General features: G+C 73.6%; 13 protein-coding genes. 9 read left to right on the forward strand and 4 right to left on the reverse strand.

The annotated features are described in order from the left end of the window. On the reverse strand, window positions 1–821 hold an 821-nt coding region (locus ACFQ3T_RS25780), incomplete at its 3' end, for a serine/threonine-protein kinase (protein WP_380726746.1). Between the two features lie 245 nt (window positions 822–1,066). Between ACFQ3T_RS25780 and ACFQ3T_RS25785 the strand changes: the two genes are divergently transcribed. The 3 genes from ACFQ3T_RS25785 (at window position 1,067) to ACFQ3T_RS25795 (ending at window position 3,860) form a co-directional block, all read left to right on the forward strand. Next, entirely contained in the window at window positions 1,067–2,245 is a 1,179-nt protein-coding gene (locus tag ACFQ3T_RS25785) for a GDSL-type esterase/lipase family protein (RefSeq protein WP_380726748.1), read from the forward strand. Window positions 2,246–2,355: 110 nt separating this feature from the next. Next, window positions 2,356–3,477, forward strand: a complete 1,122-nt coding sequence (locus ACFQ3T_RS25790) for a hypothetical protein (protein ID WP_380726750.1) — start codon at window positions 2,356–2,358, stop codon at window positions 3,475–3,477. Then, window positions 3,477–3,860: a hypothetical protein gene (locus ACFQ3T_RS25795; RefSeq protein ID WP_380726752.1), complete on the forward strand. Its 384-nt coding sequence runs from the start codon at window positions 3,477–3,479 to the stop codon at window positions 3,858–3,860. The genes ACFQ3T_RS25790 and ACFQ3T_RS25795 overlap by 1 nt, the downstream gene beginning before the upstream one ends. A gap of 12 nt (window positions 3,861–3,872) precedes the next feature. Here ACFQ3T_RS25795 and ACFQ3T_RS25800 read toward each other — a convergent pair whose 3' ends face one another. Then, on the reverse strand, window positions 3,873–5,489 hold the full coding sequence (locus ACFQ3T_RS25800; RefSeq protein WP_380726754.1) for an FAD-binding oxidoreductase: 1,617 nt from the start codon (window positions 5,487–5,489) through the stop codon (window positions 3,873–3,875). Between the two features lie 231 nt (window positions 5,490–5,720). Between ACFQ3T_RS25800 and ACFQ3T_RS25805 the strand changes: the two genes are divergently transcribed. The 4 genes from ACFQ3T_RS25805 (at window position 5,721) to ACFQ3T_RS25820 (ending at window position 10,263) form a co-directional block, all read left to right on the forward strand. Further along, the gene (locus ACFQ3T_RS25805; protein ID WP_380726756.1) at window positions 5,721–6,443 is read left to right on the forward strand and encodes a hypothetical protein; all 723 of its coding nucleotides are present in this window, start codon (window positions 5,721–5,723) and stop codon (window positions 6,441–6,443) included. 103 nt (window positions 6,444–6,546) lie between these two features. Then, window positions 6,547–7,689, forward strand: a complete 1,143-nt coding sequence (locus ACFQ3T_RS25810) for a trypsin-like serine peptidase (RefSeq protein WP_380726758.1) — start codon at window positions 6,547–6,549, stop codon at window positions 7,687–7,689. 149 nt (window positions 7,690–7,838) lie between these two features. Beyond that, window positions 7,839–9,008, forward strand: a complete 1,170-nt coding sequence (locus tag ACFQ3T_RS25815) for a hypothetical protein (RefSeq protein ID WP_380726760.1) — start codon at window positions 7,839–7,841, stop codon at window positions 9,006–9,008. 82 nt (window positions 9,009–9,090) lie between these two features. Further along, complete coding sequence (locus tag ACFQ3T_RS25820; protein WP_380726762.1) at window positions 9,091–10,263, forward strand: peptidoglycan DD-metalloendopeptidase family protein; 1,173 nt, start codon at window positions 9,091–9,093, stop codon at window positions 10,261–10,263. 9 nt (window positions 10,264–10,272) lie between these two features. Here the strand turns inward: ACFQ3T_RS25820 and ACFQ3T_RS25825 are convergent, their stop codons facing one another. Continuing rightward, window positions 10,273–12,120, reverse strand: a complete 1,848-nt coding sequence (locus ACFQ3T_RS25825; RefSeq protein ID WP_380726764.1) for a glycoside hydrolase family 3 protein — start codon at window positions 12,118–12,120, stop codon at window positions 10,273–10,275. A 214-nt stretch (window positions 12,121–12,334) separates the two neighbouring features. Next, on the reverse strand, window positions 12,335–13,828 hold the full coding sequence (locus ACFQ3T_RS25830) for a protein kinase domain-containing protein (RefSeq protein WP_380726766.1): 1,494 nt from the start codon (window positions 13,826–13,828) through the stop codon (window positions 12,335–12,337). A gap of 209 nt (window positions 13,829–14,037) precedes the next feature. Between ACFQ3T_RS25830 and ACFQ3T_RS25835 the strand changes: the two genes are divergently transcribed. Beyond that, window positions 14,038–15,189, forward strand: coding sequence for a Gfo/Idh/MocA family protein (locus ACFQ3T_RS25835; RefSeq protein ID WP_380726768.1), 1,152 nt, complete (start codon window positions 14,038–14,040; stop codon window positions 15,187–15,189). 31 nt (window positions 15,190–15,220) lie between these two features. After that, a partial coding sequence (locus ACFQ3T_RS25840; RefSeq protein ID WP_380726770.1) for a glycerate kinase occupies window positions 15,221–15,896 on the forward strand: 676 nt, incomplete at its 3' end.

Genomic DNA, 15,896 nt, shown 5'->3' on the forward strand with positions numbered 1-15,896 from the left:
GGCGTCGTCGTCAGCGCGGCGCGCGCGGCCACGGCCAGGGCGCCCGCGGTCTCGTGGCGGGCCGCCGGGTCCTTGGCCATGCCGCGGGCGATCACGTTGTCCAGCGCGGGCGGCACGGCGGGGTTGACGGCGTGGGCCTTCGGCGGCGGTTCCTGCATGTGCGCCCAGATCTGCGCCGCGGTGCCGTCGACGTCGAACGGCCGGCGTCCGCTCAGGCAGGCGAACAGCACGCACGCCAACGCGTACGTGTCGGCCCGCGCGTCCACCGCCGCGCCCTCGAACCGCTCGGGCGCCATGTAGTCGACGGTGCCGATCACCTCGCCGGACGCCGTGATCCGCGTGTCCGTCTCGGCCGCGGTCCGCGCGATGCCGAAGTCCACCAGGTACACGAAGTCGCCGGGCGTGACGAGGATGTTCGACGGCTTCACGTCCCGGTGCACGAGCCCGTCGGCGTGGGCGGCGTCGAGGGCGCCGGCCACCTGCTCCACGATCCGCACCGCCCGTTCGGGCGTGAGCGGACCGCGTGCGATCACGTCGGTCAGGTCCGCGCCCTCCACCAGGCGCATGTCGAGGTAGAGCCGGCCGTCGATCTCGCCGTACGCGTGGATCGGGATGACGTGCGGCTCCCGCAGCCGCGCGACGACCTGCGCCTCCCTGCGGAAGCGGGCGCGGAACGCGGCGTCGTCGTGGAAGGCGGGCGAGAGGCGCTTGAGTGCCACGGTCCGGTCGTGGACGGTGTCGTGCGCGCGGTGGACCTCGCCCATCCCGCCGCGCCCGAGCAGGGGCCCGATCCGGTAGGGCCCGAACATCTCGTCAGCCATGTCCCCCGCGTTCTCCGTGCGCCGTCGGTGCGATCGACGCGGACGGGGCCGCGGCGGTTCCCTGCCGGACGTGACGCGAAGGGTACGTCGAGCCCACGTCGGGGCGGTGAACCGGTCACCGTCGGCGAGGCCGGTTCACCTTCCCCGGCACGGTCCCCTCACCATCGGGTCACGGGGCTCCCGTGCCGTTCTCCGCCGCCGTTCCGCCGCTTACGGTCGCGTCACCGAGCAAGGAGTTGAGGCCGATGTCCGGTGTCCCTCGCGGCCGGGTTCTCGCCGCGGTCGTCGCCGTCAGCGCCGCGGTCGTCGTGGCGACCTCCACCGAGTCGGCGGCCGCGCCCGCCCTGCCCCCCGCGGTCGTCTCGATGGGCGACAGCTACATCTCCGGCGAAGCCGGGCGGTGGCGCGGCAACGCGCTGAGCGACGCCGGGGACAAGTGGGGCACCGACCTCGCGACGAGGTGCGACGCGAGCGGGTGCACCACGAACCCCCGCTGGATCTACGGGGACACCCACACCTCGACCGACATGTGCCACCGCTCGACGTCGGCAGAGATCATCAGCGCCGCCATCCCCGACGCCACACCGGTCAACCTGGCGTGCTCCGGCGCGACCACCGGGGACGTGGTGGGCGGCGGCGGCGCGCGCAACCAGCCCGACCAGCTGGAGCTGCTGCGCGCCACCGTCCGCGCGCACGAGGTGAAGCTGCTCGTGCTGTCCGTCGGCGGCAACGACCTCGGGTTCGGTGACATCATCGCCGACTGCGTCACCGGCTACCTGTCCCCCTCGCCGTACCGGTGCGGGCCGAAGTGGGCGCCCACGATCGCCGGCAGGCTCGACCAGGTCCGGGCGGACGTCGGCGCCACGATCAAGGCGATCAAGGAAGTGCTGGACGCCGCGCAGGGCGCCGGGACCTACCAGTTCGTGCTGCAGTCCTACCCGTCGCCGATGCCGGCCGCCCGCAACTTCCGCATCCCCGAGGACGGTCCCCGGTTCTCGGTGGGCGGCTGCCCGGTGTGGGACACCGACGCCGACTGGGCGCGGCAGGAACTCGTGCCCACGATCGCCGCGCAGCTCCAGAGGGTCGCCGCCGCGCGGGGCGTGCGGTTCCTCGACCTGCAGAACGCCTTCGACGGCCGCCAGGTGTGCGCCAAGGCGTCCCGGCAGGCCCAGTCGGACAACAGCGCCGCCAACCCCCTGCCGGGCTCCGCGGCGGAGTGGGTGCGCTGGGTCGTCAGCGGCTACACGGCCCAGGGCGACCGCCAGGAGAGCCTGCACCCGAACCACTACGGCCAGCGCGCGCTCGGCACGTGCCTGCGCCTGGTGCACGAGCGGTCCACCGGCGACTTCACCTGCCAGAACACCGCCGGCGCCGGTCCGGGCCGCATGGTCATCGCGCCGATCGCCGCGACCTCCGGAGTCTGAACCGGGCGCGGCGGCGTTCCCCCGCATGGCTGACACGGGTGGCCGAACCCGCCCCGCGGTGATCGCGGGACGGCTAGCCTGCCGGTGCGTCAGCCCGCGAGAGGAGCCCCATGCCCGGATTCGACGTGGACGTCGCGTCGGTCGCCGCTCTCGGCTCGTTGATGAGGCGCAACGCCGAAGCGGCGGGCGTGTTCGTCCACCACCTGGAGATCCGGCGTCCCGACAAGGTGGAGGAAGGGCTGCTCGGCCTGCTCAACGGGCCGCTCAACCGGTTGCAGGACCTCGGCGAGGCGAACACGAGGCGCGGGCACGAGCTCGGTCTCGGCGCCGGCACGGAGCTGCGCAAGGCGGCCGAGTTCTACGGGTCGGTGGACCGGACGAAGGCCACCTACCTCGACATGATGTACCCCGGGGCGGCGCCGACCAGGCTGAGCCGGCACGAGGTCGTCGGCCCGGACGCGCGGTTCGACGAGGGGCGCGATCCCGGGGCCGACCCGGCGAACCCCGACAAGCCGTACAACGGCCCGCCGACGCACCCCACGCCCGAGGACGTCGCGACCGGCGGCTGGCCGCTCCGCATCGAGGACGAGATCGACAAGCTCACCGGTCAGTGCTCGGTGGCGCGGCACGTGCGCGACCTGGTCACGGCGATCTCCGGCAAGGACATCTTCTCCATCCTGCTCAGCTTCGTCAGCGGTGACTGGGGCGACCTGTACCGCCAGGGCAAGGTCTTCGAGGACACCGCGTTCGCCTTCACGGTCATCAAGGACAACGTGGACCGCGGCCGGTACCTCGTCCAGGACAAGTGGGAGGGCAACGCGGCGAACGCGGCGGAGGACTGGATCGCCGCCTACGCCAAGGCGTGCGCGGCCCACGCGGAGTTCATGGCCGAGGTGGGCGGGCAGATCAGGAAGTTCGCGAGCACGGCCTACCACGCGTTGCAGGCGTTGAACATCGGGCTGGACTTCCTGATCGACACCCTGGTCGACCTGCTGCTCCGCGGCTACGGCGGCCCGTTCGTGGGCGGCGCGATCAGCATCCTCCGGGGTGAGAACCCGCTCCACGCCGTGGTCTCCGTCATGCTGGCGGTGTCGCGGATCTCCGACGTGATCGACGCGCTCCGCGCCGCCGCGCACGTGGTGGTCGGCGCGATCGAGCAGGTCGTCGCCAACGGCGAGGTCGTCGCGAAGGCGTGGCCGTCCCTGGGCTACGACCACCCGGCGGTGACGTGATGGACGAGCAGAACCCGTGGCAGACGCCCGCCGGGGAGCGCGCGCAGCAGGTGCGGCTGCGCGTGCTCGCCCAAGGCCGGGGCGAGGTCGCCGAGTTCGCCCGCGAGGTGCTCGCCGGCCGGGCGTCGATCCGCGACGTCGTCTACTCGCCCGTGCTGAGCGACGCCGCACTGGAACCGGTGCGGTCGAGCGTCGCGGCGTGGGACCGCATGTCGAACGCCGAGCGCGAGCGGCTCGCCGCCGAGGCGGCGAACCACACCGAGGAGCGGATCGCGGCGCTCAACGCGCTCGACGTCCCGGCCGAGAGCACCAGGCGCGCCCCCGTGGTCGAGGACGACGACGATCCGGACGACGGCCGCCCGCTGATGTCCGACGCCTGGTGATCGACGCGCGGGTCACGGTGCGGGCGGCGGGCGTTCGGGCAGCAGCACGCCGGGGTTGAGGATTCCGGCCGGGTCGAGGGTCGCCTTGACGGCGGTCAGGGCCGCGGCGAACGGGTCCGGGCGCTGCCGGTCGTACCAGGGGCGGTGGTCGCGGCCGACCGCGTGGTGGTGGGTGATCGTACCGCCGTGCGCGGCGATGGCCTCCGACACGGCGGCCTTGATCTCGTCCCACTGCGCCACGGTGCTGCCCCACCGGCCCGCCGCGTACACGCCGAAGTACGGCGCGGGCCCGTCCGGGTAGACGTGGGTGAACCGGCACGTGATCACGCCCGCGCCGCAGACGCGGCGGATCGCGTCCTGCGCCGCTTCGGTGACGGCGGCGTGCAGCGCCTCGAACCGGTCCCACGTGCAGGCGGTCTCGAAGGTCTCTACGACCATCCCGATCCGGGCCAGCGCGTCCCGCTGGTAGGGCATGCGCAGGAACGACGACCGCCACTCGTCCGCGATGCCGGACGCCCGGCCGTCGCGCCCGGCGGTCTCGTCGGCGACCTCGCCGCCGTGGTCGCGGCAGAGCTCGACGGCCCGCGCCAGCGCCGCGTCGACCGGGTGGTCCGCCGACTCGAACGCGAGCACCAGAACGCCGCCGGTGACGCCGACGCCGGTGTTGAGGAACGCCTCGGCGGCGTCGAGCAGCCGGCAGTTCGCCGGGTGCAGCCCCGACTGGGCGATGGCCCCGGTGGCGGCGACGGCGGCCGGGTAGTCGGCGAACCGCACCGAGGCTCCCGCCCGGTGCCGAGGCCGGGGGCGCAGGCGCATCCACGCCTCCGTGATCACGCCCAGCGTGCCCTCGGACCCGAGGAACAGCCGGTCCGGTGACGGGCCCGCGCCCGATCCGGGCAGCCGACGCGACTCGCCGGTCCCGGCGGGGCTGACGACCCGCAACGACTCCACGAGGTCGTCGATGTGGGTGGTCAGCGTGGCGTAGTGGCCGCTCGCCCGCGTGGCGAGCCACCCGCCGAGCGTGGAGAACTCGAACGACTGCGGGAAGTGCCGCAACGTCAGGCCGGACGGGCGGAGCTGCTCCTCCAGGTGCGGCCCGAGGACGCCGGCCCGCACGCGGGCGGCCCGGCTGGTGGCGTCGACCTCGACCACCCGGTCCAGCCGGCCGAGGTCGAGCGTGACCGCGCCGGCGAACCCGGTGACGCGGGGTTCGACGCCGCCGACGACCGAACTCCCGCCGCCGTAGGGGACGACCGCGACGCCGGCCCGTCCGCACCAGTCCAGCACGTCCACGACGTCCTGCTCGGACGCCGGGCGCACCACCAGGTCGGGCACGTGCCGCAGGTCGCCGTGCAGGTTGCGGACGACGTCGCGGAACGCCTTGCCGCGGGCGTGGGCCGCCCGGTCGGCCGGGTCGTCCGAGCACAGCCCCGCCAGTGACGTCGGCGGCCGGACCCGCGCGGGCGGCAGGTCCAGCGCGGCCGGGTCCGGCGGCTCGTGGTCGGTGAGGTCCTGTCCGGGGAGCAGCGCGGCCACCCGTCCGACCAGCGCGGCCCGCTCGGGGCCGGCGACCGCGTCCTCGACGTTGCCCCAGCCCCACCACGACCGCGTCTTCGACTTCGTCGTCAAGGTTTCCTCGCCATTGTCGGGGTTTTCGGCCGCCATTGCCCGTAGCCCAATCCTGCCACTTCCTGCAAGACCACGGACTTACGCGCGTTCGGGTGGAAGAAAGTTGCTCCGGTTCCGCTGAACCGGATTCCGCACCGACTGCGTAGTGAGGGTATGCCCATGCTCCCGAAAATCTCCTTCGACGATATGACACCGCCGGTCGTTCTGGACCGATTAACGGTCCCCGGCGGCGTGGTGGCGGTTGCCCGGGAGGACCTCCTGCCGGGCGGGACCAAACAACGGGCGGTCGGCCCGTACTTGCGCGACGCCATGGACAAGGGCGTCACGGCATTCGTCTACGCCAGTCCGGCCCCGGGATTCGCCCAAGTGGCCCTGGCGCACACCAGTCGGCTGCTGGGCGCGGAATGCGTCCTGTTCTGCGAGGTGCTCGACGGCGATTTCCACGAGTTCTCGCTGCTCGCGCGGTCCTACGGCGCCACCATCCACGCGTGCGACTCCCTCGACCGCGCCGAGGAGGAGGCCAGCGCGTTCAGCCGCCGTGACGACCGCACGGTGAAGCTGCCGCTCGGATTCGGCTCGGAGGCCTACACGGCCCACCTGCGCCGGGCGCTCGCCCGCGAGTGGGCGGACGTGGTCAGGCACCTCGGCGCGGCCCCGCGACGCCTCTGGCTGCCCGTCGGCAGCGCGACGCTGGCGACCGCGTTCCGCCGGGTGCTGCCGGACTCCGTGGAGCTGCACTGCGTCGACGTGCGCGTGCTGGAGCAGGACGACGAGCGGATCAAGCTGCTGGCCGACACCGCCCGCGTCGTGATGTACCGCAGCGAGCACCGGTTCCTGCACGCCGCGCCCGTGCCGCCGCCGATCCCGTCGAACGCCTACTACGACGCCAAGCTCTGGCCGTTGATCGAGGAGCACGCGGTCGACGGCGACCTCTGGTGGAACGTGGCCCGGTGACCTGCCCGCGCCGATACCCGACCTTCGGCGGGCTGACACTTTCGGGTGACACGAGGACCATCACGTGGTGTGACCACCCCTGCTCACACTGTGAGGTGACCCAGTGCGGAGAACCCTGCAACTCCTCGCTGCCGCCTTGCTCGTCGTGCCCCTGTTCGTGGGAACCGCGTCCGCGACGGCCGCTCCACGGCACTTCGAGCAAGTCCAGAAGGTCGGCGAGGACGAGGTCGTCTCGGCCGCCCTCGGCGGCAAGACCCGCTCCACGACCGTCGAACGCCCCGGTTCGTGGTACCTGAAAGCCCACTTCACGGGCCTGCGCCTGGCCGCGGGCGACGTGCTGACGGTGACCGACCGGACCGGCGCGGAGTCGTACCGGTACACGGCCGACGTGACGGCGTCGGGCACGGCCACCGTGGACGAGACGGGCTTCTGGGCGATGTCCGTGACCGGCGACAAGGCCGTGATCAGCCTCAGCGGCCGCGACGGCGGACCGGCGAACCCGGCCAGCCGGGTGACCCTCGACCGGATTACCCGTGGTTACACCGACGCCGAGATGGCGGCGGCCGCGGAGATCGGGCCGCGCAGCATCTGCGGCACGAACGACTACCGGGACGCGGTCTGCTACCAGACCAGCAACCCCACCGAGTTCGGCCGCACGAAGGCGGTGGCCAAGCTGCTGCGCAACGGCGGTTCGCTGTGCACGGCGTGGCGGGTCGGGCCGAACAACCGGATGCTGACCAACAACCACTGCTTCACCAGCGGCGCCGGCATCGAGGTGTGGTTCAACTACCAGTGCCCGACGTGCGGCGGCACGGCCACCGCGCCGGTCACCAAGGTCCTGGTGTCGTCGGTGCTCAAGACGAGCGCGGCGTTGGACTACACGCTGTTCAGCGTCACGAACTTCGCGGCGCTGGCGTCGTTCGGCTACCTGGAGCTGGACGCGCGCGTCCCGGCGGTCGGCGAGGAGATGTACATCGTCGGCCACCCGGCGGGGAAGCTGAAGAAGCTGTCCCTGCGCGACGACCAGAACGGCGGCGGCTACTGCGCCGTCAGCGCGGTCCGGGTGGACGGCAGCGCGTCCCAGTCGGACATCGCCTACCGGTGCGACACCGAAGGCGGCTCGTCCGGTTCGCCGGTGCTGTCGCGGCGGACGCACAAGGTGATCGGCCTGCACCACTACGGCGGCTGCCCGAACCAGGGCGTCCGCATCGACCTGGTCGCGGCGCAGATCAGCACCCTGCTGTGAGCGCTCAGGGCGCCCGTCGCGGCCGCGGCGGGCGTCCCGGGCCCCGTTAACGTCAATTCTTCACCAGTAGCCCGTATGGCTGGTGATTTCCTGCCGACCGGTGTCGACACTGGGCAGTCCTGCAACCGCCTTACCCTGCGGAGGCTGCCATGATCACCCGCCTGCTCGCCGGGGCGTCCGTCGCCACGGTCCTAGCCGCCACACCGCTCCTGTCACCGACCGCCGTCGCCGCCGCGCCGCCGGAGTCCGCCGACCTCACCACCGTGGTCGCCGCGGAGATGCGCGAACGCGGCGCCGCGATCACAGCCGCCGGCCGCACCACCCGGGTGAACGCCACCCGGCAGCACGGCGACTGGGCGTTCGGCACCGCCGTGCTGACCACCGCGCCCGGCGTCGACGAGCACCCGGACGGCTGGCTGTTCGTCGCCCACCGCGTCAAGGGCGCCTGGACGGCAGCCCTCGAAGGCGAGCCCGCCTTCGCCGACCTCACGTCGCGCGCGCCGTTCGTCACCGCCGAGGAACGCACCCTGTTCGCGGAGCAGGACGGCCGGCAGGCAGGCGCCATGAGCGCTGCCGACGGGCGCACCGGCATGGCGCTGCCGTACGCGGTCGGCCAGACCTGGGGCATGCCGGGCGGGCCGCACGGCTGGTCCGGCGCGGCGGCGCCGTGGAGCTCGCTCGACCTGGCCGGCGGCGACCAGCGCGTGCTCGCCACCCGCGCCGGCACCGCGTACACGATGTGCCAGGGCTGGATCAGGGTCATCCACGACCGCGGCTACGCCACCGACTACTACCACCTGTGGAACAGCATCAACGTCAACGGCGCCGGTGTCAGCCAGGGCAGCTTCCTCGGCAACACCGGCACGGACGTCACCTGCGGCGGCGCGGCCTCGGGTCGCCACGTCCACCTCGGGTTGCGGCAGAACAGCGCCTACATCGGCATCGCGAACCACAACCTCGGCAAGTGGGTGTTCCAGGACGGCGGCAGCGCGTACCAGGGCTCGGCGCTGCACGGCAGCGCGCGCGTCTACGCGGGCGGCTCGCTGTACAACTACGGCGCGCTCGGCTTCACGCAGGGCATCGTCGACGCCAACGGCGGCGGGGTCGTCAACAAGCGCACCGGTCCGGGCACCGGCTACGGGCTCGCGGGCAGCGTGGGCGACGGCGCCACCGTCTCCGTGGCCTGCTCCTCCAACGGGACCTCGCACACCGGCCGGTGGGGCGCCACCAGCCTGTGGAACCGGCTGACCGACGGCACCTGGGTCTCCGACGCCTTCATGTGGACCGGCGTGAACGGTCCGATCAACGGCTGGTGCTGATTCCGCTCCGCACGCCCGCCGCGCCGCCCGGTCACCGATCGGGCGGCGCGGCGCGCTCGCGCGCTGTCGACGGGAGACCCACGTGAAGGTCAAGTCCTGGTCCACCTCCCTGGCGGTCGCCGTGGTGGCGTCCGTCGTGAGCCCTACCGCAGACGCCGGCGCGCGACCCGGCCTGCCACTGGTCGACGTGGTCGCGGAGGCGGCACGCGCCCGTGCCGCGGCCGAGCCCGGTCTCGCCGCGGCGACGTGGACCGACACGAAGGTCGACGTCCGCCGGTCCGCGGACGACCGGTGGAGCTTCGGCGCCGTCGTGCTCGTCGCCCCGCGGCAGGAGGACGCGCGACCCCGCGACTGGCTGTTCGTCGCCGAGAAGCGCGACGGCCGGTGGCACGTCGGGCTGGACGGCCACCCGGCGTTCGCCGAGCTGGCGGCGTCCTCGCCCGTCGTGACCGGCGAGGAGAAGGCGGTGTTCGCCGCGCACGGCGGCGCGCCGGCCACGGCGATCGACGGCGACTACCGCACCGGCATGCAGCTGCCCTGGGCCGTCGGCCAGTCCTGGACCATGCTCGGCGGGCCGCACGCGCACGACGCGGGCAGCGGACCGTGGAGCTCGCTCGACCTGGCGGGCGGCGACCAGCGGGTCCTGGCCGCCCGCGCCGGCCTGGCGTACACGACGTGCGTCGGGCTGGTCAGGGTGCTGCACCCGGACGGGTACGCCAGCCGCTACTACCACCTGTGGGACCACGTCCAGGCCGACGGGCTGAGCGTCGCCGCCGGCACGTTCCTCGGCCACACGGGGACCGAGACCGGTTGCGGCGGCGTGGCGCGGGCCCGGCACGTGCACTTCTCGTTGATGCACAACGGCTCGTTCATCGGCATCGCCAACCACATCGTCGGCAAGTGGGTCCTCCGCAACGGTGCCGCGCAGTACGGCGGGTCCGCACTGCACGGCAGCACGCTCGTCAACGTCGGCGGTGCGCTGCACAACTACGGCGCGCTCGGCCGCACCCAGGGGTTGGTCGACGCCAACGGCGGCACGGTCGTGAACCGCCGGTCGGGGCCGGGGTCCGGCTACCCGGTCGTCGGCACGTCGGCCGACGGCGCCACCGTCGACATCCGGTGCTCCGCGAACGGCACCGCGCACACGGGCCGCTGGGGCACGACCTCGCTGTGGAACCGGCTCCCCGACGGCACGTGGATCAGCGACGCCTTCACCTACACCGGGGTCGACGGACCGGTCGGCGCTCCCTGCTGAGGTCGCGGGTCACCAGGTCAGGCCGTGGCCGAAGGGGTAGCGGGAGACACCGGGCCGCGCGGGGTCGGGGATGTCGACCGGCAGGCGCCCGCGCGGCCCGACCTCCCCGTGCAGCACCCTGGCCAGGGCCTCGACGGACACCGGCGCGTACGAGTACGTGGTGAGCCACGTGCCGACCTCCTCGGCGTGACCCGCGTCGTACGGGTCGCGCACGGCGACGGCGACGACCGGCTTCCCGGTGGCGGCGAGGGCCGCGACGAGCCGCCGTTGCTGCGGCTGGTTCGCCACGTCCCACATGCGGTTGGTGAGCACCACGACGAGGTCGTGCGCACCGGCCGCCGCGACGGTCCGGTCGATCACCGCGGCGGTCGGCGTGGCGCCGGTCGGCATCGCCGTCGCCCCCGAGCCACGCCGTCGCATGGCGTCGGCCAGGGTCCGCGTCGTCGTCTCGCCCCAGCCGGTCACCAGCACCTCGCGCGGCGTCCGGTCGAGCGGGAGCAGCCCGGCGTCGTCGCGCAGCGCGGTGACCGTCTCGTCGGCGATCCGGGCCGCCGCCTCGCGGTGCTCCGCGATGCCGATGACCTGCGGCAACGCGTCCACGTCCGCGTACGGGTGGGAGGTGATCGCGCGTTGCAGCTTCATCTTCAGGATGCGCCGCAGGCTCTGGTCGATGCGCTGCTCGGTGAGGTCGCCCCGGCGCACGGCGTCGAGCACGCCCTGGACCGCCGTCGGCAGGTTCCAGGGCATCAGCAGCACGTCCGCGCCGGCCTTCAGCGCCAGCACCGGGATCTCGGCGTCGCTGTGGCGCTGCCGCACGCCCGCCATCGCGAGCGAGTCGGTGACCACCACGCCGTCGAAGCCCAGTTCCTCGCGCAGCAGCCCGGTCAGCACCCGCGGCGACAGGGTCGCGGGCTCCCCGCTGTCGTCCAGCGCCGGCATGACGATGTGCGCGGTCATGATCGAGTCGACCTCGGCCGCGACGGCCGCCCGGAACGGCGGCGCGTCCAGCTCCTCCCACTGCTCCCGGGTGTGCCCGATGACGGGCAGGCTGGTGTGGCTGTCGACGTTGGTGTCGCCGTGGCCGGGGAAGTGCTTGGCGGTGGCCGAGACCGCCTGCCACGGCCGTCCCGATTCGAAGCCCTCCACCTGGGCGGCCACGAGGTCGGACACCAGGGCGGGGTCGGCGCCGAAGGACCGGACGCCGATCACCGGGTTGGCCGGGTTGACGTTCACGTCGGCGATCGGCGCGAAGTTCTGGTTGATCCCGACCGCGCGCAGCTCGCGACCCGTGATCGCGGCGGCGGTGCGGGCCGCCTCCGCCGTGCGGGCCGCGCCGAGCGCCATGCTGCCGGGGAAGTCGGTGGCGGGCGCGCCGAACCGGGTGACGATGCCCTGCTCCTGGTCGGTGGAGACCAGCAGCGGCACCTTCGCGCCGGACGACAGCGCCGCGTCCTGCAGGCCGTTGTTCAGCTCGGCGATCTGCCGGGGGTTGCGCAGGTTGTCGCTCCACGCGAAGTGGATGACCCCGCCGAGGTGGTAGCGGCGGACCACGTCCGCCGGCGTGTCCACCCCGTAGAGCTGCCGGTTGCGCGCGTCCGCGGTGTCGGCCGCCGACCCGTAGACGTAGGTGGTGAACAGCTGGCCGACCTTCTCCTCCAGCGACATCCGGCGGATGGTCTCGCCGATGCCGGGGGTGGTGGCCGGGTCGGCCGCGGTCGGGGCTGTGGCGGGGTGGCTCGTGGTCGGGTCGGCCGTGGCCGGCAGCGGGCCGAGCAGGCCCGCGCCCACCGCCGCGACGAGCAGGGCGACCACCGTGCGGCCTGGCGCCTGACGGATCCTCACGCGAATCGTCTCCATTCCACAGCACACGGGCGGTTGTCGTGCGGAACGTCCTCGCGGGCGGCAAAACCCGATTTCACCGTACGGAACGCGAACGAGCGCACGCCAGGGCCGTTCGGTCACTTCCTGCGGATCGCCGCAGTTGACCGATAGTGACGCGCGCCGTGCCATTTCGCGCGCCGATCCCCGAATCGGGAAATCGAATTCCCTTTCGGGTGGAAGTGGCGCGTGATCAGCCGCGCCCGGCCGTGCAGGTGACGTCCAACCGCGGAGTCGTCGGACCGTTCGCCGTGAATCCGAAGTTGGCCTTGCCGTTCACGGGCAGGTCCGAGTTGTGGTCGGCGCTGCCGACCGTCACCGAATCGCCGGTCACGGTGTAGTCGCCGTTCCAGAGGTTGCTGATCACGTGACCGTCCGGCTGGGGCCAGGTCACCGTCCAGTCGGTGAGCGGCCGGTCGCCGTCGTTGCGCACCGTCACCTCGGCCTGGTAGCCGCCCGGCCAGGAGTTGGTGATCGACAGGGCGGCCTCGCAGGCGGACGCGGACGTCCCGCCGGTCGGCCTCTCCGCGGTCGTCGTGGTGGTGGGGTCCTCGCTGGTGGCAGTGGTGGTCGGGGCCGGTCGGGCGGTGTCGGACGGCTCGTCGCCGGTGAGGGCGACGGTGATCAGGACGGCGGCGGCGAGCAGCACCGCGACGCCCGCCACCAGTCCGATCCGGCGCCACGGGCCGCGGGGCGACGCGGGGAACGCCGAGGTGCCCGCGATCGGGTGGCCGACCGGCTGCGTGTAGTCCATCGGCCTGGTGGTGGTGACCGGCTGGGTGTCGTGGGCCGGCGGGACGCCGTGGGCGCGGCCGGCGCTGTGCGGGTCGGCGTCCGGGTCGGCGTTGTCCGGGTCGGTGTCCGGGCCTGAGCCGGGCAGTGACCGCCCCTCCATGACCGCCCCCAGCAGGGCGTGCAGCTCGACCATCGTCGGGCGTTGCGCCGGGTCGCGCCGCAGGACCCTCAGCAGCACCTCGCCCAGCGGGCCGGGGAACCGCAGCGGCTCCACCTCGGCCTCCGACACGCGCCGGAGCAGGGCGTACGGGTTGTCGGTCGCCCCGAACGGCGGGTGCCCTTCGAGCGCCGCGTAGAGCGTCGCGCCCAGGGAGTACACGTCGGAGGCGAACACCGCCTCCTCCCCCGCCGCCACCTCGGGCGCGAGGAACGCGGGCGTCCCGACGAGCGTGCGCGCGTCCGTCACCGTGCCCTCGCCGATCGCGCGGGCGATGCCGAAGTCGGCGATCTTCGCCGTGCCGTCGTCGGCCAGGAGGATGTTGAACGTCGTCACGTCCCGGTGCACGATCCCCGCCGCGTGCGCCGCCGCGAGCGCGGACGCCACCTGCCAGCCGACACCCGCGACCAGCTCCTCGGGCAACGGCCCGCGCTCGTCCACCAGCTGGGCCAGCGTCCGCGACGACAGGTACTCCATGACCAGGCAGGGCTTGCCGTGGTGCTCGACGACGTCGTGCACGGTGACCGCGTGCGGGTGGCGCAGCCGGGCGGCGATCCGCCCCTCGCGCACGATCCGCTCCACCGCGTCCGGCGAGTCGCCCGCGCCCAGGAACTTGACCGCGACGGTCCGCCCCAGCCGCTCGTCCCGCGCGCGCCAGACGACCCCGGCCGCTCCACGCCCGATCAGCGCCACGAGCCGGTACCGCCCGGCGATGACCTCGTCCCGTTCCGACACGTCCAGACGCTACTTGGCCGGCCGTCCGCAAGGCCACCTCCACCCGGCTGCCGCATGCGGGGGTGTCGACCCGGTGTCGACGGGGCCGGACAGGCGGTCGAGCCTCAGGTAAGCGCTTTCCAACCGGCCGGTGCTCGTCGCCACTACGGGTTGCCTTGGGTCACACCCGACGGCTAGCGTGCGTGGAAAGCGCTTTCCAAGGAGGCGGAGTGACCGCGCAGACCCTCGGCGTCGTGATGAACGGCGTGACCGGACGGATGGGATACCGGCAGCACCTGGTGCGTTCGGTGCTGGCGATCAACGAGCAGGGCGGCGTGCCGCTCTCCGACGGGTCGCGGGTGCGGTTGGAACCGCTGCTCGTCGGCCGCGACGGGGCCAAGCTCGCCGCGCTCGCCGAGCGCCACGGCATCGCCCGGTGGACCACCGACCTCGACGCGGCCCTGGCCGACGACGACTTCCCGCTGTACTTCGACGCCCAGCTCACCTCCGTGCGGGAGAAGTCGATCGTGCGGGCGATCGACGCCGGCCGGCACGTCTACACCGAGAAGCCGGTCGCCGAGTCCCTGTCGGGCGCGCTCGACCTGGCCCGCCGCGCGGCGGAGGCCGGCGTGAAGAACGGCCTGGTGCACGACAAGCTGTACCTGCCCGGCCTGCGCAAGCTCGCGCGGCTGCTGGAGAGCGGGTTCTTCGGCCGGGTGCTGAGCGTGCGCGGCGAGTTCGGGTACTGGGTGTTCGAGGGCGACTGGCAGCCCGCGCAGCGGCCGAGCTGGAACTACCGCGCCGAGGACGGCGGCGGCATCGTCGTCGACATGTTCTGCCACTGGAACTACGTGCTGGAGAACCTGTTCGGCGCGGTGACCGCGGTGACCGCCAAGGCCGTCACGCACATCCCGAACCGGGTGGACGAGCAGGGCGCCGGGTACGACGCCACGGCCGACGACGCCGCCTACGCGATCTTCGAGCTGGAAGGCGGCGTCATCGCGCAGCTCAACTCCTCGTGGTGCGTGCGGGTGCACCGCGACGAGCTGGTGGAGTTCCAAGTGGACGGCACGCTGGGCAGCGCGGTGGCGGGCCTGCACAGCTGCGTGGTCCAGCCGCGCGAGGCCACGCCGCGTCCGGTGTGGAACCCGGACCTGGCCGAGGCGCAGCCGTTCCGCGCGCAGTGGCAGGAGGTGCCGGACAACGAGGTCTTCGACAACGGCTTCAAGGCGCAGTGGGAGCAGTTCGTCCGGCACGTGGTCGAGGACGCGCCGCACCCGTACGACTTCCTGGCGGGCGCGCGGGGCATCCGGCTCGCCGAGGCGGGGTTGGAGTCGTCGCGGGAAGGGCGTCGGGTCGAGCTGGGCGACCTCGGCGCGTGAGCGTCGGGCTGACCGGGGACGGCGGGCCGACGTGCGCGTCCTGATCGCTCCCGACTCGTTCAAGGGCACCATCGGGGCGGCGGAGGCGGCGGAGCGCCTGGCCGACGGCTGGCGCGCCGTGCGTCCGGACGACGACGTGCGACGCCTGGGGTTGGCGGACGGCGGCGAGGCGGCGGCGGCCGTGCTGGCGCCGACCGACCCCGGCGCCGTGACGCTGTCCGCACGCGTGCCCGACCCGGTCGGCCGGGTGCGGGACGCGCGGTGGGTGCTGCTGGGCGACGGCACGGCCGTCGTCGAGCTCGCCGAGGCGTCCGGCCTCCCGCTGCTGGAGGAACCGGACCCGCTCGGCGCGCACACCGCCGGGTTCGGGGCGTTGGTGCGCGCCGCGCTGGCGCACCCCGGCACCCGGCGGATCGCGGCGACGCTCGGCGGCTCGGCCACCACGGACGGCGGCAGCGGCGCGCTCGTGGCGCTCGGAGCCGTGTTCCGCGACGACGCCGGTGTGCCGCTGCCGCTCGGTGGCGGCGCGCTGACCGCGCTGGCCGAAGCCGACCTGACCGGGCTCGCGGCCCCACCGCCCGGCGGGGTCGTGTGCCTGACGGACGTCGACACGCCGTTGCTCGGGCCGACGGGCGCGGCGCACCGGTTCGGCCCGCAGAAGGGCGCCGACCCGGCCGCGGTCGCCGTGCTGGACGCGGGCCTGACGT

Source organism: Saccharothrix hoggarensis, assembly GCF_042678885.1.
In the GTDB taxonomy this organism is placed as follows: Bacteria; Actinomycetota; Actinomycetes; order Mycobacteriales; family Pseudonocardiaceae; genus Actinosynnema; species Actinosynnema hoggarensis.